This is a genomic window from Paenibacillus sp., from assembly GCF_031177825.1.
In the GTDB taxonomy this organism is placed as follows: Bacteria; Bacillota; Bacilli; order Paenibacillales; family YIM-B00363; genus Paenibacillus_AE.
The window spans coordinates 65,321-86,240 of record NZ_JAPSKE010000008.1 but is presented as its reverse complement, the minus strand read 5'-3'; the positions used below and the strand labels follow the sequence as shown (position 1 = coordinate 86,240).

Below are 20,920 nucleotides of genomic sequence, written 5' to 3'. Positions count from 1 at the left end.
TAAAATCGTTGGCGGAGGTCGATGACGAATGAATCCGATGAAAAGCGTGTCTTCCGGCGTGAAGGCGGGCTCCCCCGTCCTCCGGGGGCTGATGGTTTCGCTCGCGTGCATGGCGGCGGCCACGGTGGTGGCGTCCGCGATCTACAAGTTTACCGGCGCGAAGGAAGGCACGATGGAGACGTCCGTGTACATCATTCACAGCCTCTCCCTCTTTATCGGAGGCTTGGTCACAGGGAATCGCGCGGGCCGCAAGGGTTGGTATTACGGCGGCATGATGGGCGTGCTGTACAGCGCGATCGTCGTCCTCGTCGGCTTTCTGAGCTACGACGCGGCGTTCACGGTCTACACGCTCGTGCTGCTGCTCCTCTCGTTCGCGGCCGGCGCGTTGGGCGGCATGATCGGGGTCAACTTAAGAAGATAAGCGCGCGCTACGAAAAAGGATGCAAAAAACCGCCCCGAGTTTCGACTCGGGGCGGTTTCGATATTCATCGTTATGGAGCTTACGCGCTCGTTACGACGGTGTCGATCGCGCTGCGATTGAACGTCAATCTCGTTGTGTCGTTCACGAGCAGCACCATCGTATCGTCCGTCAGCTCGACGATCTTGCCGTGCATGCCGCCGACCGTAACGACCTTGTCGCCCTTCTTCACGTTCGCGAGCATCATGTTGCGCGTCTTGGCGCGCTTCTGCTGCGGACGGATGAGCAGGAAATAGAAGATGGCGAACATGAGCACGAACGGGAGCAGCGACATCAAGATATTTCCTTGTCCTGCCGGTTCCCCTGTCAACAAAAACATATGTACAATTCCTCCTTCTATGTCGTCGGGTTAAAATCCCCGAGCGTTCTCGGCGTTGAGACCGTAGCGGTCGAAGAACTCTTCCTTGAAATCCCCGAGCCGGTCTTCGGCGATCGCCTGGCGCACCTGACGCATAAGGTCGATCAAGAAATAAAGATTGTGATACGTCGTAAGACGGATGCCGAACGTCTCGTCCGCCTTGATCAGATGGCGAAGATACGCCCTGGAATAGTTACGGCACGTATAACACGAGCATGCCGGGTCGAGCGGACCGAAATCTCGTTCGAAGGCGGCGTTGCGAATGACGAGACGTCCCCGGCTCGTCATGGTCGTCCCGTTCCGGGCGATCCGCGTCGGCAAGACGCAGTCGAACATGTCGACGCCGCGCATCGAGCCTTCGATGAGCGCGTCCGGCGAACCGACGCCCATCAAATAGCGGGGCTTGTTCGTCGGCAGCAGCGGGGTCGTCACCTCCAGCATCTCGTACATCAGATGCTTCGGTTCTCCTACGCTCAGTCCACCAATAGCATACCCCGGGAAATCCATGGAAGTCAAATCCGCAGCGCTCTGCTTGCGATACTCGGGAACCATGCCCCCCTGCACGATCGCGAACAAGCCTTGGTCGTCCGGCCGCGCATGTGCCTTCAGGCATCGCTCCGCCCAGCGCGACGTCCGTTCGGTAGATTGCTTGACGTACGCTTCGTCGGCCGGCCACGGCGGACATTCGTCGAACGCCATCATGATATCGGGGCCGAGCGCGTTTTGGATTTCCATCGCCTTCTCCGGGCCGATAAACAGCTTGTCGCCGTTCAGATGCGAACGGAAGTGAACGCCTTCCTCGGTAATTTTCCGAAGCTCGCTTAGACTGAACACTTGGAAGCCGCCGCTGTCCGTCAGAATGGCGCGGTCCCAATTCATGAACTTATGCAGTCCGCCCGCTTCCTTGATCAGCTCATGGCCGGGACGGAGAAACAGGTGGTACGTATTGCTTAGGATGATGCCCGCGCCCATCTCTTTCACTTCTTCGGGGCTCATCGTCTTCACGGTCGCCTGCGTGCCCACGGGCATGAACGTCGGGGTGTCGAAGCTGCCGTGCGGCGTATGTACGCGTCCGAGCCTCGCTCCGGTTTGTTTGCAGGTTTTAATCAATTCGTACGTTATCGCAGCCATCGTCAGACCCCTACTTCCCTTCTAATCCCCTGCTTAAGATATGAACATCGCGTCGCCGAAGCTGAAGAAGCGATATTCCCGCTCCACCGCTTCCTTATAAGCGGCAAGCACCCGCTCCGTGCCCGCGAGCGCGCCGATCATCATGAGCAGCGTCGACTTCGGCAGGTGGAAGTTGGTGATCAGCGCGTCGACGACGCGGAATTCGTAGCCCGGATAGATGAAGATGCTCGTCCATCCGCGAATCCCGTCGCTTTCGCCTTCGCCGGCGAGAATGCGCGCGCCCGTCGTCTCGAGCGTGCGCGCGGACGTCGTCCCGACGGCCACGACGCGGCCGCCGTTCGCCTTCGTCTCCCGCACGAGCTTCGCGGTTTCCGCGGGCACTTCGTAATACTCTTCGTGCATCACGTGCTCGTCGACCGTCTCGACCGACACGGGCCGGAACGTTCCGAGGCCGACGTGGAGCGTGACGGGCGCGGTGCGGACGCCCTTCGCCCGAATCCGGTCGAGATACGACGCCGTGAAATGAAGCCCGGCCGTCGGCGCCGCCGCCGAGCCCGGATGCTTCGCGTATACGGTCTGGTAGCGGTCCTTGTCGTCCAAGCGTTCCTTAATGTACGGCGGCAGCGGCATCGTGCCGAGCCGTTCCAGCACTTCGAGGAAGATGCCTTCGTACCGGAAGGCGACGATGCGTCCGCCGCCTTCCGTCTCCGCTTCGACCGTCGCTTCGAGAAGCGGACGGTCCTCGCTTTCCCCGAATCGGATGACGGCGCCGGGCTTGAGGCGCTTGCCCGGACGCGCGAGCGTCTCCCACCGGTCGCCGCCCAGATCTTTCAGAAGCAGCAGCTCCGCCTTGGCGCCGGTATCGGACTTCCAGCCGTACAGCCGAGCTGGAAGCACCTTCGTATCGTTCATGACGAGCAGGTCGCCGGGGCGTAGAAAATCGATAAGATCGGAAAAGTGCTTGTGGCCGACCGCCCCCGTGCGCTTATCCAGCGTCATGAGCCGGGAGGCCGTGCGCTCCGCCAAAGGCGTCTGCGCGATTAACCGCTCCGGCAACTCGAAATCGAACTGATCTACGTTCACTGGGTTCATTCCTTCGTTACGCTTGCGTCTTTATAGTAGTATAACAAGATTTTCCTGTAGTCATACCCGATCTCGGCGAGCCCGAACGCCCCCCATTGGGACATGCCGAGGCCGTGCCCGAAGCCGGTGCCGTGGAAGCGGAACGCCGCGCCGCGCGTCGCTACGCGCGCCGTACCGTCGCCGTTCGAAATCAAATACGCTTCGGCCGACAGCGTCTTCTTCACGCCGTTCGCGCCGATCGCGGAGAGCGGCTGCGCGGCGGTCGACGACAGCTCCGTCCGCTTGCCGTCCGCGCCGAGCACGGTCACCGCGCCCGTCTGTTCGACCTCGAAGCGGCTGCTGGGCAGGCCGAACAGCGTCCGATATTGCTCGGGCCGCGTCACGGGAATGTCCTTCCCGTTAACGACGACCTCCGTCACGCGAGCGCTGGCCGCGCCGCGCTCGGTCACTTCGATCGAGGAAGGCGTCCCCAGGCCGGCGACGACGCCGGGCGCCACGCCGCTAGCGTTCATTTGCAGCTGCAGCCGCGAGGCGTCGATAGGCCCTCGGATCCACTGATAGGCGGTCGATTCGATGTCGCGGTCGATGACGGTGACGCCCGCTCCCTTGGAGAGCGAGGCGATCGACGGATTCGTGTCGTTGTTGACGAACGGCGCGGTCCGCACGTTCACCGCGTCCTCCGCGACGGTGCCGAGCGGGAAGCCTGCCTTGTTCGTCGCGCCGGTCAGCTTGACGAGGTCGGAGCGGATGTACCCGATGCGCTGGTCCGGCAGGACGACGCGGTACCATAGGAGCTTGTTCCGTTCGGCCGCGTCGTCCGGGCTCGGCGTCGAGGCGAGTCCCGGGATCGGGGCGCCCCACACCTCGAGCGGATCCGCGGTTCGGCCGCCGGCGTTGCTCGAGTAGAACGCGTCGAGCAGCGCGCCGCCCGGCAGCGTCAGCCGCTCGCCCGCCGTCGCCTCCGCCGCGGCGAGGATGACCGGAAACTCCCGTTCGATGCCGCGATACGCTTGGTCGGAGGTCGTATCCGTCACGTTCGCGACGCCGTACTTCCAGCCTTGCTTCAAGACGTACGTCCGGGCGGCGACCGCCTGCGCCTTCAGCGCCTCGACCGGCCACGAAGCGTCGAGCTCCGCGCCGACGACGGCGGCGACGTACGACTCTAGGCCGACGCGGTTCACGACGGCGAGCGCGCCGTTGTGCGCGAAGACGTCGATCGCGCCGCGGTACGACCTGGCGAACCGTTCCGCGACGCGCACCGCTCCGCCGTCCTTCGCCGGGGTCGCCGTCAGCTTGGCGCCGTCGCCGCCGACGGCGGCATGCCGCGTCGCGGGCGCGAGGCTTGCGTCGCCGACCCGGTCGCTCCGCAGCGCGACGTAGCGCACCGTCGCCGCGACCGGCACCGCCGCGAGACCCGGCTTCGCCGAGGCCGCCGCCGCGATTCGCTCTTGCAGCCCGGCGTCGTCCGCCGCGCCGCCGATCCACAGCTCGTAGCGGACGACGCCGCCCTCGCTCGTCAACGCCGGCACGGCGTAGACGCCCGCGTCCCACAGCGGCGCGGCGGCGGCCAGCGCCTCCGCCTCCGAAGCATGGGCGCTCGCCCGCGCGTAAAACGGGCCGCGCAGCGTCATCGACGCGCCGGCGAGCCGCGTCGCGACCGCGGCGTTGCCCGCGAGCGCCGTGCGCCCCGCCTCCGCCGCCGCCTTCGTCGCGTACGGCCCCGCCTCGACGGCGTACAGCGGCTTGCCGCCCTTCGTCCGCTCGAACACGGCGACCGGCTGGCCCGCCTTCTTCGCGTCGGCGGCGAACGCCGCGGCCTTCGCCGCCTCCGGCGTCTCGACGACGACGACGCGGTAGCCGTCCGTCGTCGCCCGCACCGCGGAAGCGTCCGCGGTGCGCAGCCAATCGACGCCGGCGGCCGCGTCCGACAACACGAGTCCGCCCTCCGCGGACAACGTGACCGCGCCGGTCGAAGCGTTGTAATTGTTCGTCTTCACGTAAAGCGCGACATGAACCTCCGTCTCTCCCCCGTCCGCGAACGCGGGAGCGGCCGGCAGCGCCGGGCCGGCGAGCAGCGCCGCCGAGACGACGGCCGCGAGCCAAAACTTGTGTTTCATCCTTCCGCCCCCTTCTTCGGCGGGTAGCCGAGATGGCGATACGCCGCCGGCGTCACGACGCGCCCGCGCGGCGTTCGCTGCAAGAAGCCGATCTGCAGCAAATACGGCTCGTACACGTCCTCGATCGTCCGGCTTTCTTCTCCGATCGACGCGGCGATCGTGTCGAGTCCGACCGGTCCCCCGTCGAAATTGACGATCATCGCCTTCAGCATCTTATGATCGATCTCGTCGAGGCCGAGCGCATCGATGCGAATCATCTGTAGTGCGGTATCGGCGAGCGCCTTCGTAATGACGCCGTCGCCCCTCACCTGCGCGACGTCGCGCACGCGCTTCAGCAGTCGGTTCGCGATCCGCGGCGTGCCGCGGGAGCGCATGCCGATTTCGGCCGCGGCGTCCGGGGCGATCTGCACGCCGAGAATTTCCGAGGCGCGGGATACGATGAACGTCAGTTCATCCACGTTATAATACTCCAGCCGGCTGACGACCCCGAACCGGTCGCGCAGCGGCGCGGACAGCATGCCCGCCCGCGTCGTCGCGCCGATCAAGGTGAACGCCGGCAGATCGAGACGGACCGAGCGGGCGCTCGGTCCCTTGCCGATAATGATGTCGAGCGCGAAATCTTCCATCGCCGGGTACAGCACTTCCTCCACCGTCCGATGCAGCTGGTGAATCTCGTCGATGAACAGCACGTCGCCCTCCTGCAGGTTCGTCAGGATCGCGGCGAGATCGCCGGGCCGCTCGATGGCGGGTCCCGACGTCGTCCGGATATTGACGCCGAGCTCGTTGGCGATAATGTTCGACAGCGTCGTCTTGCCGAGTCCCGGAGGCCCGTACAGCAGCACGTGGTCGAGGCTCTCCCGGCGAAGCTTGGCCGCTTCGATGTAAATTTTCAAGTTTTCCTTCACCTGGCCCTGCCCGATATATTCGGACAAGTACCGGGGGCGGAGGCTGTATTCCACTTGCGAGTCTTCCATCATCAAGTGGGCCGAGATGATGCGATCGTCCTCCATGGTTGCCCTCTCTTCCGTGTATTACGCCTGGTAGAGCGACTGCAGCGCAAGCTTGATCAGCTTGTCCGCGCCGTCGCCTTCGCCGGCCTTCGCCTTCACGTCGCGCCAAGCGCGTTCCGTCTCGGCGTCCGTATAGCCGAGCGCCATGAGCGCATCCTTCGCTTCCCGCCAGGCGACGGATATGCCGGCCGAACCCGCGCCGGTCGAAGCGGCCGCTTCCGCGCCCGCCGAGCCGGCCGCGCCTACGCCGAGCGCGACGGGGACGCCGATGCCGTCCAGCTTATCCTTCAAATCCAACACGATGCGCTGCGCCGTCTTCTTGCCGATGCCCGGCAGACGGGTCAGGAACGTCAGATCGTCGCTCTGAATGGCGGCGACGATCCGCTCGGGCGCGCCCCCCGACAAGACGCCGACCGCGACGCGCGGACCGATGCCCGTCACGTCGAGAAGCTTGCGGAATAACGCCTGCTCCTCTCGCGTGGCGAAGCCGAACAGCTGCACCGCGTCCTCGCGAACGTGATGATGGATGAACAACGTAACCGTCTGGTCCGCCTTGCCGGCGAACGCGTACGGGTTCGGACAAAAGACGCGATACCCGACGTCGTGCACGTCGAGCACGACGAAATCGGTATCGACGACGACGGGTTTGCCCCGTAAAAAATCGATCATGGCTTATGTACTCCGTTTCCGTTCAATCGATCGTGGAATGTGGACGTATGCGCGTGGCAGATGGCTACCGCGAGCGCGTCCGCGACGTCGTCCGGCTTCGGAATCGAGACGAGGTTCAGGAACATGCGCACCATCTCCTGCACCTGACGTTTCTCCGCCTTGCCGTATCCGACGACGGCTTGCTTCACTTGCAACGGCGTATATTCCGCGATCGGCAGCCCTCGCTGCACGGCCGCCAGGATAAGCACGCCCCGCGCTTGCCCGACGGACAGCGCCGTCGTCACGTTCTTGTTGAAAAACAGCTTCTCGATCGCGACGGCATCCGGCTTATACTTGTCTATGAGCTGGACCGCAGATTCATAGATTTGTTTCAATCGAACTCCTTGATCCGTATCCGCTTCGGTCGTAATGCAGCCGTACTGAATCGGCGACAGCTTGCTGCCGTTCTTATCGACGAACCCGAACCCGACGATGGCCAGGCCGGGGTCGATCCCCATGATACGCAAGAGTTCCTCTCTCCTTGTCCTGCAACCTTACGAACATATGTATTCCTAGAAGGTTATCATACCAAAAAAAAGACGAGAGCGTCCATCCTCTCGTCTTTCTCCGGTAATTCCGTTATGATCCTGCTCGGCGCGTTACGCTTCCGGCTTCATGACCTTCTCCGTCTCGTCGATCGCGAAATCGCTGAACGTCGACAAGACGCTGTTGTAATCCGCGAGATCCGTAATGCGGATCCCTTCGCGCAGCTGCGTGACGACCTCGCTCGGCAGCGCGCTCTCGAGATGTTCGACATCCAGTTGGAAAAAGGTCTTGACCGCCTTCGCTTCCCGCGGCGGACCCTCGTACAGCGTCAAGCTGCCCGCCGCGTCGACCCCGATGTAGGCGTTCCGCTTGCACGCCTCGGACAGATCGTCCACATGCTCGGTGAAGACGACCGCGCCGTCGTTCGCGGCGCCGAACTCCCACTCCGGGTGCGCCGACGCCAGCTCGGCGATCCGCTCCGGCGGCAGGACGCCGAGCGGCTGGTCCTCCTCGCCGCACACGTACAGCCGCCGCACCGTCACCGACGCCTCGCGCACGAGATCGCTCGGCGAAGCCGGCGCCTTCTCGCGGAACGAGAAGACGGACAGGCTGTCCCCGTTCCCCGGCGCCCCAAGCTTCGGACCGGCGTCCGCGTATATCCATGCGATTCCCGCGGCCAGCGCGAGCATGCCTAAGGCAAGCCAGCGGCGACCGACGCGGAATCGTTTTTTGAGCCGTTTTTTCATATGACCGAAGAAGCCCATTGAACTTACGTTCACCCCTGACGAATGCTGCGATCGGTTCTATTCCCTATTCTAGCCAGCGGCGGTAGGGACTATACGCCGAACGCTTCGTCGAGTCCTTCGTCGGATGGGCTTCTTCGGCTCCGGATCAGTCGTTCACCCAGGGCCTCGACTTCCGGCGCGACGACCGGCGGACGCCGCTCGCGCGCTTCAAGAACGAGCGGAGCAGATCGTCGCTGGAGGAGACGCACGCGTTCTTCTTGCGGGAGCGCGCTTTCTTCGCCTCGGCCTTCGCGGCAGGAGGAGCCGTCTCGGCCGTCCCGGCCGTCGGCGCCGCTTCGGGCGCTTGCCCTTGCGCCGCGCTCGCGTAGGCGCGTTCTTCGCCGCCGCGGAGCGGCAGCGCGTACGGCAGGCGCGAGACGGCCGGGCCGCCGCAGCCGCAATCGTGCGACGCCGGCGACGGGTGCCCCTGGAACGGCGGCGGGAACGGCGATGGGAACGGCGACGGGAACGGCTCCGGGATGGCGCCGTACGTCGCGAACGCCGACGGATCCGTCGGGCCGAAGGCGCCGTACGGCGGCGCGGCCGGCACGTGGCCGTAGCCGAACGGCCCCGGATAGAATGTCGGCGCGCCCGCGGGCACGACCGGCGTAGGCAGCGGCGCGAACGGATGCTCCGCCGCGGGGCCGTCGTTCATGCCGCTCCACTGCACGTGCAGCGGCGATTGGTCGCCGACGGCGGGCTCCGTCTTATAGTAAGACGGCAGCGACTCCGAGCCCGCGGGGGAGATCGTCGGCGACGCCGAATTCATCGCCGGCGCGGACGCCGCCGTCGGCGCGTTCGACGCCGTCGGCACCGACGGCATCGACGCGATCGGCGGGGCGGACGGCACGGTCGGCAAGGTCGACACGGTCGGCATGGACGCGGTCGTCGTCGGCAAGGTCGGTTCCGGCAGCTCCGCCGCCGGTTCGGCGGCGGCCTGCGCTTGCGTTTCTTGGCGGTGCCCCGCGAACGCCGCGGCGGCGTACGGCGCGATCGGCTCCGGCTGCCGCGCTCCGCCGGACGCCGACATGAATACCGGCCCCGTCGGGATTTTCACTTTCGCGCCTCGCGCAAGCGCCTCGGTTCCCCCGAGCTGCGGATTCGCCGCGAGAATACGCTCCCGCGCGACGCCGTATTTTTCCGACAGGGCGTTAATCGAATCTCCGTCTTTCGCGATATGGAGTTTCATAGGTCCCCTCCTGTTCCTAGTTGAGATGTAAGTATCCGAGCGACGCGCAGCGCCCGCGGGCGCTGTGCGTTCGCCTAGTGCACTACATCTTATGCAAGGAAAGGCGGTTTGACATCCGAAAAAACAATATTGGCGAGATTTCGGCGAAACGATATTACGACCCCGGCCGTTTGTTTTCCGATTTCAGCTTCTTCGCCAAGTCGTCCTGCACGGAGCGTTCCGACAACGGCACGCCCGATCGGTACGCCGCGCGACCGATCATATGGCCCGCGACGGGGGCCGTGGCGAATAGGAAGGCGATCGCGAGCAGCATCTTTGCGCTCGTCACCTGATGCTCGATGAGGAAATATAGAAAAGCCCCCAATAAAATGCTCATGACGCCCAACGTCGAACTTTTCGTCGCCGCGTGCGAGCGCGTGTACACGTCGGGCATCCGAATGAGACCGAACGAGCTGACGGCGCACAACGCCGCGCCCAGTAAAATCAATGCCGCGATAAGCCATTCACCGATCAATCCCGCCGTCCCGCTCATATTCGATCGCCTCCCCTCTTTCGATATATTTGGAGAAAGCCACCGTACCGAGAAACGCTACGATGCCGATGAGCAAAATAATGTCGGAGTACGACTCCGAACGGAGCATGATGGATACGATCGCCACGATCGAAAGCAGTTGAATGCCGATCATGTCGAGAGCGATGACGCGGTCCGGCATGGACGGGCCTCGAAGCACGCGGTAGATCGCTCCCAGCACCGACAACGAGATGATCGCCAGCGCGATCGTCAAAGCGGCGTCCAGCATTATCTCGTCACCTCCCGGATGGCCCTTTCGAACGAGCCTTTGATTTGTCGTTTCAATTCATCGGCGTCCCCGATGTCGATCGCATGAATGTACAGCGTATCTTGTCCGGGAGACACTTCCAGCGTGAGCGTCCCCGGCGTAAGCGTGATGAGGCACGCAAGGAGCGTCACTTCCCAATCCGAGCGGAGTTCGGTGCGATACGCGAACACGCCGGGCCGAACGGTCAACCTCGGACGCACGATATGCCCGATGACCGCGATATTGGATAACACCAGCTCCTTCAGGAATAGACCGAGCAATTTGACGATCGCCCACACCTTGCGCAAGTAAAACGGTTTTTTGAAAAATCGCCTGAGGGCGAAAAGAAACGCCATGCCGATGACGTACCCGACGACGAAACCGACGAACGTCATATCGTTCGCGAGCAGCATCCAGATGAGCGCGAGCAATCCGTTCAATACGATCTGAAAGGCCATATGTCTCTACTCCTTTAACACGGCTTCGATGTACAGCTCCGGCCTCGCCAACACTTCGCCCGCAAGCGAAACGTACGCGTTGACCCATTCCGCGCCGACGCCCAGCAAGACGACGACCGCAAGCAGCGAGGCGCAAGGCGCGAGCAATCCCGACGGAACGGCGGATGCGGGCTCGTCCGTCTTCTGCTCGCCCCAGAACGCCGACATGAACAGCCTCGTCAAGGACAACAACACCAGCAGGCTTGTAGCGAGGGCGACCGCGACGCCGATGTAGCGCCCGCCTTCCAGACCGCCTTGCACGATCAGGAGCTTTCCGACGAACCCGCTGAGCGGCGGCACGCCGGCGATCGCCATGCCCGTCGCGAAGAACATCCATCCGAGCGCCGGCGCCTTTTCGATCAGTCCTCCCATCCGCCCCGACTTCTCGGTACCCGCGAGCGTCATGAGCCAACCCCCGAGCAAAAAGACGAGCGCCTTGGCGACCATGTCGTGGAGCAAATAGAAGACGGCCCCTTCGAGCGCCGCTTCCGTCGCCGCCGACAAGCCGAAGCCGATCAATCCGACCGCGACGACGATGTTATAGATCAGAATTCTCGGCACGTCCCGGTAGGCGACTGCGCCAAGCGCCCCGAGCGTCATCGCCCCGATGCTCATCCATTCGATGAGCGGCTGCGTGAACCCTGGGTCGTACGCGAAGATCAACGTGAACGTCCGAACGATCGCGTAGACGCCGACCTTCGTGAGCAAGCCGCCGAACATGGCGGCGACGACCGAAGGCGGGGCCCCATAAGATCCAGGGAGCCAGAAAAATAGGAACAGGCCCGCTTTGAGCGAAAAGACGACGAGCAGCAGAGCGGCCACTACGTTAAGCCCTCCGCCCTGTCCGGTCTCGGCGACGCGAACCGCGAGCTGCGCCATATTCAGCGTGCCGAGAGCCGCGTACAAGTACGCCATCGATGCCACGAACAGGATGGAAGAGACGATGTTGATTAAGATGTATTTGATGGACTCCCGGAGCTGCCGCTTCTCCCCGCCGAGCACGATGAGCGCGTACGAAGAAATGAGCATCACTTCGAAACAGACGAATAGGTTGAATATATCTCCTGTCAAGAAAGATCCGATCACGCCTACGGTCAGAAACTGGGCGAACGCGTAGAAATGGTGCCTCTCGCGACCCTCCCCGATCGTTCGGAACGCATAGAACAAGCAAGCTGCCATAACGACGGCCGACGTTAACGCAAGAAGCGCTCCCAGCATATCGGCCACGAAGACGATCCCGAACGGCGGGAGCCATCCCCCCATGTACAGCGTTTGGATCCCGTCCGTACGTACCTGCTGCGCGAGATAAACGCACGCCGCCACGTTCAGAACCGCCGCGACGGCGCTGATCGTCCGCTGAGCTCGAACATTCGAGAAGAAGACGAGAACGACGCCGGCGAGCAGCGGAATGAGCAGCGGCAAGACGACCGCGTTATTCATCGTCATCCCCCCTTAATAGTTCCATATCGTCCGTCCGCAGTTCTTGGTAGGCGCGGTACGCCAGTACGAAGAAGAACGCCGTAACGCCGAAGCTGATGACGATGGACGTCAGAATGAGCGCTTGCGGGAGCGGATCCGTGTATGCGCCCGCCTCTTCCCCGAGCAAAGGCGCGGCGCCTCGCTTCAAGCCCGCCATCGTCATCAGCAGCAGATGCACCCCGTGACTCAAGATCGCCGTACCCAGCACGATGCGGAGCAGACTGCGGCTTAAGATCAGATACGTCCCGACGCTAAACAATGCGCCGATCAAGATCGACATGATGAATTCCATGTTAGCGATCCTCCCCGATCGACAGAATGATCGTCATCGTCACGCCGACGACGGCCAGGTAGACGCCGAGATCGAACAGCACGGCGGTGGCGAGCTCTTTCTTCCCTAAGAAGGGCAGCTCTTTATACGCGAACGTGTGGCTCAGGAACGGTTGATCGAACGCGAACGAGCCGACGCCGGTCAGCACGGCGACGAGCAAGCCGATCGCCGTCACGATGCGGAAGTCGACGGGTACGACGTTGCGCACCGTCTTCAAATCGAACGCGAGGGCGAGCAGCACGAGCGCGGATGCGGTAATGAGTCCCCCGATGAAGCCGCCGCCCGGATCGTTGTGTCCGGCGAAAAACAGATGCGCCGCGAAGGCCAATATGATGAAGACGACCAGCTTGGCCGTCGTCCTTAGGATGACGTCGTTAGCTTTCATTCGGCGAATCCCCCTTCCTGTCGACTTGCCGAGGCGCGCGCAGCTTGATCATCGCGTAGATGCCGAGCGACGCGATGCCGAGCACCATGATTTCCAGAAGCGTATCGAAGCCGCGGAAGTCGACGAGGATGACGTTGACGACGTTCTTCCCGCCGCCCAGATGATAACTTTCCTCGAGATAATAGTCCGCGATCGATTCGAACCCGCTCGTTCCGCTCGCCGCCAACGCCGCGATCGCGACGATCGCGCCGACGCCGACGGCGACGACCGCGTTCGTCAGCTTGATACGGCGCGTGGTCGTTTCCTTCCGAAGCTTCGGCAAGTGGTAAAAACATAGAAGAAACAAGGCGACCGACACCGTCTCGATGATCATCTGCGTGAGGGCGAGATCCGGCGCGCGGAACAAGACGAAAAACAACACCACCATATACCCGACCGCGCCGACCAGGATGATCATCGTCATGCGAGAGCGGGCGAACGGGACCGACAACGTCGCCAGCAGCGTCGCCGTCACGAGCATCGCCTCGTAGATGCCGATCGGCGCATATCCGGAGTAGCCCGGGTCTATCGCGCCGACGGCCCCCGTGCGGTAAAGCGCGTATCCGACGACAGCGATCAGAAACGTGAATATGTATAGAAGGTAATGGCGCACGGACCCCGTCATATACGCATTCGTCAATCGCGCCGAGCCGCGTTCGAGCCCTTCCAGAGCTCGATCGTACAGCGCGTTCAGCGACCAATGCCGAGGGAGCCTGCCGTAGACCCCCAGCCAGCGTCGCAATTGCCAAAACAGCAGCGAGCCGACGGCGACGACGCCGATCGTCATGAACAGCTCCGCCGTCCAGCCGTGCCAGAACGAAATATGAACATGGAAGTCGTCGCCCGGCGCGAGCAGCGACGGATAGATCGACGCCAGCGCCGGTTCGATCAAGGCATAGCTCGCGATGTCCGGAAACAACCCGAACGCGACGACAAGCGAAACCAGCGCGGCCGGCGGAAGCAGCAAGCCCAGCGGCGCTTCGTGCGGCTTCGACGGCAGCTGCTCCGGCTTCGCTTTCCCGAGGAACGTCTTCATGACGAAGACGGCGCTATAGACGAACGTGAAGACGCTCGCCGTCCAAGCGACGATCGGGAACAAGGCGCCCCACGCTTCCATCGAAAAGAAGTTCATCCGGGAAGCGTTCAGCACGCCCGTAAAGAACATCTCTTTACTGAGGAAGCCGTTGAACGGCGGCAAGCCGGCCATCGACCCCGCTCCGACGACGGCGAACGTGAACGTAATCGGCATGATCGCCGCCAATCCGCCGAGCTTGCGGATATCTCGGGTGCCCGTCTCGTGATCGACGATGCCGGCGACCATGAAGAGCGCGCCTTTGAACGTTGCATGGTTCACCAAGTGAAACACCGCAGCCGTCATCGCGAGCACGTACACGTCCGAAACCTTCCCTTCGAACGCAAGCGCCGCCGAACCGAGCCCGAGCAGGCACATGATCAAACCGAGCTGGCTCACCGTGGAAAACGCTAAAATCGCTTTAAGGTCGGTTTGCTTAACCGCTTGGAAGGAGCCCCAGAACAACGTCGCGACACCGAACGCCGACACCAGCCAGAACCACTCCGACGTACCGCCGAACAAGGGCGTCAACCGAGCGACCAGGTAAAGGCCGGCTTTGACCATCGTCGCCGAGTGCAAATACGCGCTGACCGGCGTCGGCGCCTCCATCGCGTCCGGCAGCCAGATATGGAACGGGAACTGCGCCGACTTCGCGAACGCGCCGACCAGCACGAGCGCCATGGCCCAGTAGAAGAGCGGCTGCGCGGCGAGGGCGCCGACTTGGGGAATCGTGTCCCTAATGCTGTATGTACCCGTCATGACGTAAAGCAATACGAATCCCGCAAGCATCGCGAATCCGCCAAGCACCGTAATCATCATCGATTTGAGCGCGCCGTACCGCGACCGCTCCCGATGATGCCAGAACGCGATTAATAAGAACGAGGACAAGCTCGTCAGCTCCCAGAACGCATACAACGCGATCAGGTTGTCCGACAGCACGACGCCGAGCATCGCTCCCATGAACAACAGCAAATAGACGTAAAAGCGGCCGATCCGTTCCTTCGTCTTGGACAAGTAGAAGATCGAATACAACGTAACTAAACTGCCTATGCCCGTAATGAGCAGGACGAACAGCAGGCTGAGTCCGTCCAGATGAAACGAAAGATCGATCCCTAACGACGGAATCCAAGGAAGCCGAGCCTCCTCGTCGACCCCGGAGCGGACGCCCGGGAACCGAGATAGCCAATAAGCGAACAAGGCGGCGGGCAACGGCAGAACGAACCATCCGGTATGTACGCGCGGGAACCACCGATGAAGCAGCGGAACGATCGCCGCGTAGGCGAAAGGCGCCGCCACGGCCAGATGCATGAAAGACAACCGCGTTTCCTCCCTTTTCTATAGCGATTATTCGCGCATGGATGTATAAATCGCAGCGCGATAGTTCAACTTGTATAAAAAGACATTCCCATAATACCATTAATCGAGGTGTGGTTTCATGCTTGCGAAGAAGGTTGTCGTCTGCGCGTTGCTGTTCGCTGCGCTGCTTGCCTGCGGGAGGCTTGCGGAACGGGAGGTTCTGGAGCGCCGAACGGCCGCGCCGTCGGCCTACCGAACGTTGGAGCAAGGCCTCGCGATCGTTCGGGCGAACGCTTACCCGGCGTTTCGCTCTCGCGAATACGTGAAGATCATCCGCCAATTGGAACGCCTCGATCGGCAAGAGCGTTCGCCGTAACCCTCTCCGTCCGACTTCCCATAACGTAAATAAAGCCGCTGCGGAACGCATCCGCAGCGGCTTTCTTGTACACGATCTTTTTATTCGAATACTTTCACGCCGTCGACCGTTACGATCTTTCGGAACTCCTGCAGCAGCGCCGTCGTGATCGGGCCGGCTTTCCCCCCCCCGATGACGCGGCCGTCGACCTCGCGCACCGCGATGATCTCGGCCGCCGTACCCGTGAAAAACACTTCGTCCGCAACGTACACGTCGTGCAGCGTGAACGGCTCTTCCTTCAGCGTCAGGCCCGTCTTCGCGCACAGCTCCATGACCGCCGCCCGCGTAATGCCCTCGAGCGCGCCGATGTACGCCGGAGGCGTGAACACGACGCCGTTCTTCACGAGGAAGATGTTATCGGCCGAGCCTTCCGCCACGTAGCCTTGCGAGTTGAGCATGATCGCTTCGCCGACGCCGGCGAGGTTCGCTTGAATTTTCACCAAGATGTTATTCAAATAGTTGAGCGACTTGATCTTCGGATTCAGCGCGTCCGGCACGTTGCGCCGGGTCGACACCGATACGGTGCTTAGGCCGTTGCGGTACGCCTCTTCCGGATAGATCGAGAGCTTCTCGACGATGATGATGACGTTCGCCTTCGGCGAGCGGCGCGGGTCGAGACCGAGATCGCCCGGCCCGCGAGAGACGACGAGACGGATGTACCCGTCGCGCAGCTCGTTGCGGCGGATCGTCTCGATCAACGTATCCTGCATCTCCTGCATCGACAGCGGGATGTTCAGCATGATCGATTTCGCAGAGTCGTATAAGCGCATCAAGTGTTCCTTGCACTTGAAGATATTGCCGTCGTAAATGCGGATTCCTTCGAAAATGCCGTCGCCGTACAAGAAACCGTGATCGTACACCGAAACGGTCGCGTTCTCTTTCGTTACGTATTCGCCGTTCAAATAGATGACTTGTGCCATGAGAAGTCGTCGCACCTCCGCGATTTAAGCTTTTTCTTCTGGAAATCCGTACGTGGGGTAAGACCCCAACACGCGCACGGCGCAGCCGACGGCGCGAATTTCTTCGACGGCGCCTCGAAGGAGCACCGATTCCATCGAAGCGTCCACGTCTACGTAGAAGTAGTATGTACCGAGCTGCCGCTTCGTCGGCCGGGACTCGATCTTCGTCAGGTTGAGCCGCCGCCACGCGAAGGCGGACAGCAGCTGATGCAAGCCGCCGGGGAAATCCTCGCCGGGCATGAGCAGCAGCGTCGTCTTCCGCGCCTGTTCGCCGCGCCCTTCGGGCCGGAGCGGATCCATCGGCTCCTTGCCGGCCAGCACGAACCTTGTGAAGTTGTTCTTATGGTCTTGTATGGCCGGGGCGAGCAGCTTCAGCCCGTAACGCGCCCCTGCCGTCGCCGGACCGATCGCGGCCGTGAACGGGTCTCCCCGTTCGCCGACCAGCCTCGCGCCCTCCGCCGTCGACCCGACCGCCTCGAGCTCCGCCTCCGGCAGATGCTCGTTCAAGAAGCGCCGGCATTGCGCGAACGCCACCTGATGCGAGAGCACCTTGCGGATGCGCCTCCACTCGCCGTCGAACTGCGGCAAGCTCATCAGGTTGACATGTATAGGATACACCCATTCGGTTTGGATCGGCAAATCCGCCTCGTTCACGAGCCAGTCGATATGCAGGCTCACGGAGCCTTCGAACGTATTCTCCACCGGTACGACGCTGAACGCCGTCCGGCCGGACAACGTCGACTCGAACACGTCCGCGATTCCTTTGCACGGCACGAGCCGCCAGTCCGTTCCTTGCAGCAGCCAGGAAGCCGCTTCTTCGGAGTAGGTGCTAGGTCCAAGCACCGCCACGGATCGATTCATCGCGCCAGTCCCCCTTCCGCGAGCGCGTCCTGCAGCCGGTCCGACGCCGCTTCGACGACGAGCCCTTCCGCGGACGGCGCCAGCCAGCGCAGCTCCACGTCCCGGCCGTCGCCGGACGCCGACATCGCCTCGCGCAGGAACGTCTCCAGCTCCGTCTTACGGCTGCGATCCGACGTCTCGTCCACGAAGGCGATCGCCGTCGGACCCGCGCCGGAGAGCGCGGCGCCGAGCGCGCCGTGCGCGGACGCCTCGCTCAGCACGCGGGAGAGGCCCGGCACGAGCGGCGCCCGGTACGGCTGATGCAGCCGGTCTTGCATGGCGTGCCGCACGACGTCGAGCTTGCCCGTCGCGAACGCCGCCGTCAGCAGCGCCGCGCGGGACAGATTGAAGACGGCGTCCGCGCGGCTGTACGTCTCCGGCAGCGCCGCGCGCGCCTTCGAGGTCAGCAGCTCGTACGTCGGAATCGCGACGAGCGTCGCGAGCGCCGCCGGCGCCTCGAGGCGGATGTGGGCGGCGCGCTCGCCGTCCCAGATCGCCGACACGATGCCGCCGTAAATCGCCGGCCCCACGTTGTCCGGATGCCCTTCGATCTCCGTCGCGATGCGAAACAGCTCGTCCCGCGGCAGCGGCTCGCCGATCAGCGCGTTCGCCGCGCCGAGCGCGCCGACGATCGCCGCGGCGCTGCTGCCGAGGCCGCGCGCCAGCGGGATGTCGCCCGCGAAGGCGATCTCCAGCTCCGGCACGCGGACGCCGGCTTCGTCGAACACGCGCTGCGCGATGCCGTACAAGAGGTTCGACTTGTCCGCCGGCAGCCCTTCCGTGCCATTCCCGAGCAAGGCGATGCTCGTTTCGTCGGCGGGCGCCATCTCGATCCAAGCATACAGCGACAACGCGATCCCGAGCGCGTCGAAGCCCGGGCCGAGGTTGGCCGACGTCGCGGGCACCTTCGCCCGTACGCGCCGCCGGCCGCCGGTCATGCCGCTAGCCACGGGCCGCTTCCGCCGATGCGATGGCGGCGAGCACGGCGTCTTCCGTCGCCGGAATGACGCTAGGTGCGGCCGCGACCGTCTTGATCGCGATATTCGGGTCCTTGAGGCCATGACCGGTCAGTACGCAGACGACTTGGCTGCCGGCCGGAAGCGAGCCTTCTCGGCGGCGCTTCATGACGCCCGCGATCGAAGCCGCGGACGCCGGCTCGGCGAAGACGCCTTCCTTCGCCGCGATCGTCCGGTACGCCTCGAGGATCTCTTCGTCGGTTACCGCCCATACGCCGCCTTCGGATTCCGTATGCGCCGCTACGGCCAAATCCCAGCTCGCCGGGTTGCCGATGCGGATCGCCGTCGCCACCGTCTCCGGATTCGGGAACGGCTTGCCGGCGACGAGCGGGCTCGCGCCGGCCGCCTGGAAGCCGATCATCTTCGGCACGGACGTCGAGCGGCCCGCCTCCCGGTACTCCTTGAAGCCCTTCCAGTACGCGGAGATGTTGCCCGCGTTCCCGACCGGAATGGCGAGGTAATCCGGAGCTTTGCCGAGCGCGTCGACGATTTCGAACGCCGCCGTCTTCTGTCCTTCGAGTCGGTACGGATTCACCGAGTTGACGAGCGTGATCGGATGCTTCGACGTAACGTCGCGCACGATGTCGAGCGCTTGGTCGAAGTTGCCGTCGATCGCGAGCACCGTCGCGCCGTAAGCGTACGCCTGCGCAAGCTTGCCGAGCGCGATGTTGCCGTTCGGGATGAGCACGACGCAGGCGAGTCCGCCGCGCGCCGCGTAAGCCGCCGCCGCCGCCGACGTGTTGCCCGTCGACGCGCACATGATCGTGCGGCTGCCTTCCTCCATCGCCTTCGCGACGGCCATAACCATGCCGCGGTCCTTGAACGACCCCGTCGGGTTCATGCCCTCGAATTTAAAATACAAATCGAGCTGCAGCTCCTCGGACAGCCGGTCCGCCCGGATTAGCGGCGTATTGCCCTCATGCAGCGTCAACGCCGGCGTGTTCTCGTTCACCGGCAGCAAGTCGCGATATCGATCGATCAGTCCCATATATCTCATACGTTCGTAGGCCTCCCCGCCCGCTTAAGGCGCGCGCGCCGAGTCGTCTTACCCGACGACCCGGTATACGCTTTTGATTTTATTGACGACGTCCATCGAATCCAGCTCGTCGATGACGCGATTCATGCCGGAAAGATTCGTATCGTGCGTAATGATGATGATTTCGGCTTTCGGGTTTTCTTGATTCGGCTGTTGCAGCACCGACTCGAGGCTCACCTCGTGCTTCGCGAATACTTGCGTGATCTGCGCGAGCACGCCGGCTTTGTCCTCCACGTGCAGGAGCAGGAAAAACTTGCCGAAGATGCGGTCGTCCGACTGCAGCTTCTTCTCCTTGTACGCCTTGCTCAGCCCTTGGCCGTTCACCTTCAGGCGCATGTTCTTCACGACAGCCACGAGGTCCGCGACGACCGACGTCGCCGTCGGCATGCTGCCCGCGCCGGGGCCGTAGAACATCGTCTCGCCGACCGCTTCGCCGTATACGTACACCGCGTTATAAACGCCGTTGACCGATGCGAGCGGATGCGATTTCCGGACCATCGCCGGCTGGACGCTGACGGATACGGAATCGCCGTCCCGCTCCGCGACGCCGAGCAGCTTCAGCTCGTAACCGAGACGCTTGCCGTACAAGATGTCCTCCTTCGTGACGGAGCTGATGCCCTTGGCGGACACGTCGCCGAGCGCCACGTTCATGCGGAAGCCGAGCGTCGCGAGGATCGCCATCTTGCGCGCGGCGTCCAGCCCCTCGACGTCCGACGTCGGATCGGCCTCGGCATAGCCGAGCGCCTGCGCTTCCTTAAGCACGTCTTCGTAGGAAGCTCCTTCCCCGCTCATCTTCGTCAGAATGAAGTTCGTCGTGCCGTTCACGATGCCGAACATGCGCGTGATGCGGTCGGACGAGAAGCTCTCCGACAGCGCGCGAATGATCGGGATGCCGCCGGCGACGCTCGCCTCGTAGAAGATGTCGCAGCCGTGCTCCTGCGCGATCGCGAGCAGCTCCGCGCCGTGCAGCGCCATCAAATCCTTGTTCGCCGTCACGATATGCTTGCCGCTGCGAAGCGCCTTCTCCATCAAACCCTTCGTCTGAACGACGCCGCCCATCACTTCGACGACGACGTCGATGTCGGCTGCGCCGACGATGTCTTCCGCGTTCTGCGTCAGCAGCTCGGACGGGAGCGCGATGTCTCTGGCTTTCTCCTTGTCCTGCACGAGCACCCTGCGAATTTCGATGCGGGACCCCGTTTGCCGGGACAGATCGTCCTGGTGATCGTTCAAGATGCGCACGACGCCCGATCCGACCGTGCCGAGCCCCATGAGCCCGATGCGTATGGTTTCCATAGTAATCCTCCTTCGTATCGCGAGACGAGTCGTTCC

Annotated in this window: 23 protein-coding genes; 2 read left to right on the top strand and 21 right to left on the bottom strand. The window is 63.2% G+C overall.

All coding sequences use genetic code 11. From position 1 onward, the window contains the following. Window positions 1–28 precede the first annotated feature (28 nt). The gene (locus RIN49_RS11955; RefSeq protein WP_309120399.1) at window positions 29–421 is read left to right on the top strand and encodes a TIGR04086 family membrane protein; all 393 of its coding nucleotides are present in this window, start codon (window positions 29–31) and stop codon (window positions 419–421) included. Between the two features lie 79 nt (window positions 422–500). On the opposite strand, the gene yajC is transcribed toward RIN49_RS11955, so the two are convergent. The 16 genes from yajC to RIN49_RS11875 form a co-directional block, all read right to left on the bottom strand. After that, window positions 501–797: a preprotein translocase subunit YajC gene (gene yajC / locus RIN49_RS11950; protein ID WP_309120398.1), complete on the bottom strand. Its 297-nt coding sequence runs from the start codon at window positions 795–797 to the stop codon at window positions 501–503. 30 nt (window positions 798–827) lie between these two features. Next, window positions 828–1,967, bottom strand: coding sequence for a tRNA guanosine(34) transglycosylase Tgt (gene tgt, locus RIN49_RS11945; RefSeq protein ID WP_309120397.1), 1,140 nt, complete (start codon window positions 1,965–1,967; stop codon window positions 828–830). Between the two features lie 33 nt (window positions 1,968–2,000). Further along, on the bottom strand, window positions 2,001–3,050 hold the full coding sequence (gene queA / locus RIN49_RS11940; protein ID WP_309120396.1) for a tRNA preQ1(34) S-adenosylmethionine ribosyltransferase-isomerase QueA: 1,050 nt from the start codon (window positions 3,048–3,050) through the stop codon (window positions 2,001–2,003). A 5-nt stretch (window positions 3,051–3,055) separates the two neighbouring features. Then, complete coding sequence (locus RIN49_RS11935; protein WP_309120395.1) at window positions 3,056–5,167, bottom strand: SpoIID/LytB domain-containing protein; 2,112 nt, start codon at window positions 5,165–5,167, stop codon at window positions 3,056–3,058. Continuing rightward, window positions 5,164–6,177: a Holliday junction branch migration DNA helicase RuvB gene (ruvB, locus tag RIN49_RS11930; RefSeq protein WP_309120394.1), complete on the bottom strand. Its 1,014-nt coding sequence runs from the start codon at window positions 6,175–6,177 to the stop codon at window positions 5,164–5,166. The genes RIN49_RS11935 and ruvB overlap by 4 nt, the downstream gene beginning before the upstream one ends. 21 nt (window positions 6,178–6,198) lie before the next feature. Next, window positions 6,199–6,846: a Holliday junction branch migration protein RuvA gene (ruvA, locus tag RIN49_RS11925; protein ID WP_309120393.1), complete on the bottom strand. Its 648-nt coding sequence runs from the start codon at window positions 6,844–6,846 to the stop codon at window positions 6,199–6,201. Continuing rightward, the gene (gene ruvC / locus RIN49_RS11920) at window positions 6,843–7,352 is read right to left on the bottom strand and encodes a crossover junction endodeoxyribonuclease RuvC (RefSeq protein WP_309120392.1); all 510 of its coding nucleotides are present in this window, start codon (window positions 7,350–7,352) and stop codon (window positions 6,843–6,845) included. The genes ruvA and ruvC overlap by 4 nt, the downstream gene beginning before the upstream one ends. A gap of 132 nt (window positions 7,353–7,484) precedes the next feature. Next, the gene (locus tag RIN49_RS11915) at window positions 7,485–8,117 is read right to left on the bottom strand and encodes a BofC C-terminal domain-containing protein (RefSeq protein ID WP_309120391.1); all 633 of its coding nucleotides are present in this window, start codon (window positions 8,115–8,117) and stop codon (window positions 7,485–7,487) included. A gap of 145 nt (window positions 8,118–8,262) precedes the next feature. Beyond that, entirely contained in the window at window positions 8,263–9,345 is a 1,083-nt protein-coding gene (locus RIN49_RS11910) for a LysM peptidoglycan-binding domain-containing protein (RefSeq protein ID WP_309120390.1), read from the bottom strand. 154 nt (window positions 9,346–9,499) lie between these two features. Beyond that, window positions 9,500–9,877: a monovalent cation/H(+) antiporter subunit G gene (mnhG, locus tag RIN49_RS11905; RefSeq protein WP_309120389.1), complete on the bottom strand. Its 378-nt coding sequence runs from the start codon at window positions 9,875–9,877 to the stop codon at window positions 9,500–9,502. Continuing rightward, window positions 9,849–10,145, bottom strand: a complete 297-nt coding sequence (locus tag RIN49_RS11900) for a Na(+)/H(+) antiporter subunit F1 (protein WP_309120388.1) — start codon at window positions 10,143–10,145, stop codon at window positions 9,849–9,851. Before RIN49_RS11900 ends, mnhG begins: the two co-directional genes overlap by 29 nt. Continuing rightward, window positions 10,145–10,621: a Na+/H+ antiporter subunit E gene (locus RIN49_RS11895; protein WP_309120387.1), complete on the bottom strand. Its 477-nt coding sequence runs from the start codon at window positions 10,619–10,621 to the stop codon at window positions 10,145–10,147. Before RIN49_RS11895 ends, RIN49_RS11900 begins: the two co-directional genes overlap by 1 nt. Window positions 10,622–10,627: 6 nt before the next feature. Further along, complete coding sequence (locus RIN49_RS11890; RefSeq protein ID WP_309120386.1) at window positions 10,628–12,100, bottom strand: Na+/H+ antiporter subunit D; 1,473 nt, start codon at window positions 12,098–12,100, stop codon at window positions 10,628–10,630. Next, entirely contained in the window at window positions 12,093–12,431 is a 339-nt protein-coding gene (locus tag RIN49_RS11885; protein ID WP_138192868.1) for a Na(+)/H(+) antiporter subunit C, read from the bottom strand. Before RIN49_RS11885 ends, RIN49_RS11890 begins: the two co-directional genes overlap by 8 nt. Window position 12,432: 1 nt before the next feature. Continuing rightward, window positions 12,433–12,855 (bottom strand): Na(+)/H(+) antiporter subunit B, encoded by a 423-nt coding sequence (locus RIN49_RS11880; protein ID WP_375295240.1) that lies wholly within the window; start codon window positions 12,853–12,855, stop codon window positions 12,433–12,435. Further along, window positions 12,845–15,274, bottom strand: coding sequence for a Na+/H+ antiporter subunit A (locus RIN49_RS11875; RefSeq protein ID WP_309120538.1), 2,430 nt, complete (start codon window positions 15,272–15,274; stop codon window positions 12,845–12,847). Before RIN49_RS11875 ends, RIN49_RS11880 begins: the two co-directional genes overlap by 11 nt. Before the next feature lie 127 nt (window positions 15,275–15,401). Between RIN49_RS11875 and RIN49_RS11870 the strand changes: the two genes are divergently transcribed. Then, on the top strand, window positions 15,402–15,638 hold the full coding sequence (locus RIN49_RS11870; RefSeq protein WP_309120385.1) for a hypothetical protein: 237 nt from the start codon (window positions 15,402–15,404) through the stop codon (window positions 15,636–15,638). A gap of 80 nt (window positions 15,639–15,718) precedes the next feature. Here the strand turns inward: RIN49_RS11870 and ilvE are convergent, their stop codons facing one another. The 5 genes from ilvE to RIN49_RS11845 are packed head-to-tail and all read right to left on the bottom strand — an operon-like array spanning window position 15,719 to window position 20,884. Next, entirely contained in the window at window positions 15,719–16,597 is an 879-nt protein-coding gene (gene ilvE / locus RIN49_RS11865; RefSeq protein WP_309120384.1) for a branched-chain-amino-acid transaminase, read from the bottom strand. 24 nt (window positions 16,598–16,621) lie between these two features. Continuing rightward, on the bottom strand, window positions 16,622–17,497 hold the full coding sequence (gene pheA / locus RIN49_RS11860) for a prephenate dehydratase (RefSeq protein ID WP_309120383.1): 876 nt from the start codon (window positions 17,495–17,497) through the stop codon (window positions 16,622–16,624). Next, window positions 17,494–18,486, bottom strand: coding sequence for a homoserine kinase (thrB, locus tag RIN49_RS11855; RefSeq protein WP_375295239.1), 993 nt, complete (start codon window positions 18,484–18,486; stop codon window positions 17,494–17,496). The genes pheA and thrB overlap by 4 nt, the downstream gene beginning before the upstream one ends. Then, entirely contained in the window at window positions 18,479–19,549 is a 1,071-nt protein-coding gene (gene thrC, locus RIN49_RS11850; protein WP_309120382.1) for a threonine synthase, read from the bottom strand. Before thrC ends, thrB begins: the two co-directional genes overlap by 8 nt. Before the next feature lie 48 nt (window positions 19,550–19,597). Continuing rightward, window positions 19,598–20,884 carry a homoserine dehydrogenase gene (locus RIN49_RS11845; RefSeq protein WP_309120381.1) on the bottom strand — a complete coding sequence of 429 codons (1,287 nt, stop codon included), beginning with the start codon at window positions 20,882–20,884 and terminating at the stop codon, window positions 19,598–19,600. Window positions 20,885–20,920: the final 36 nt, after the last annotated feature.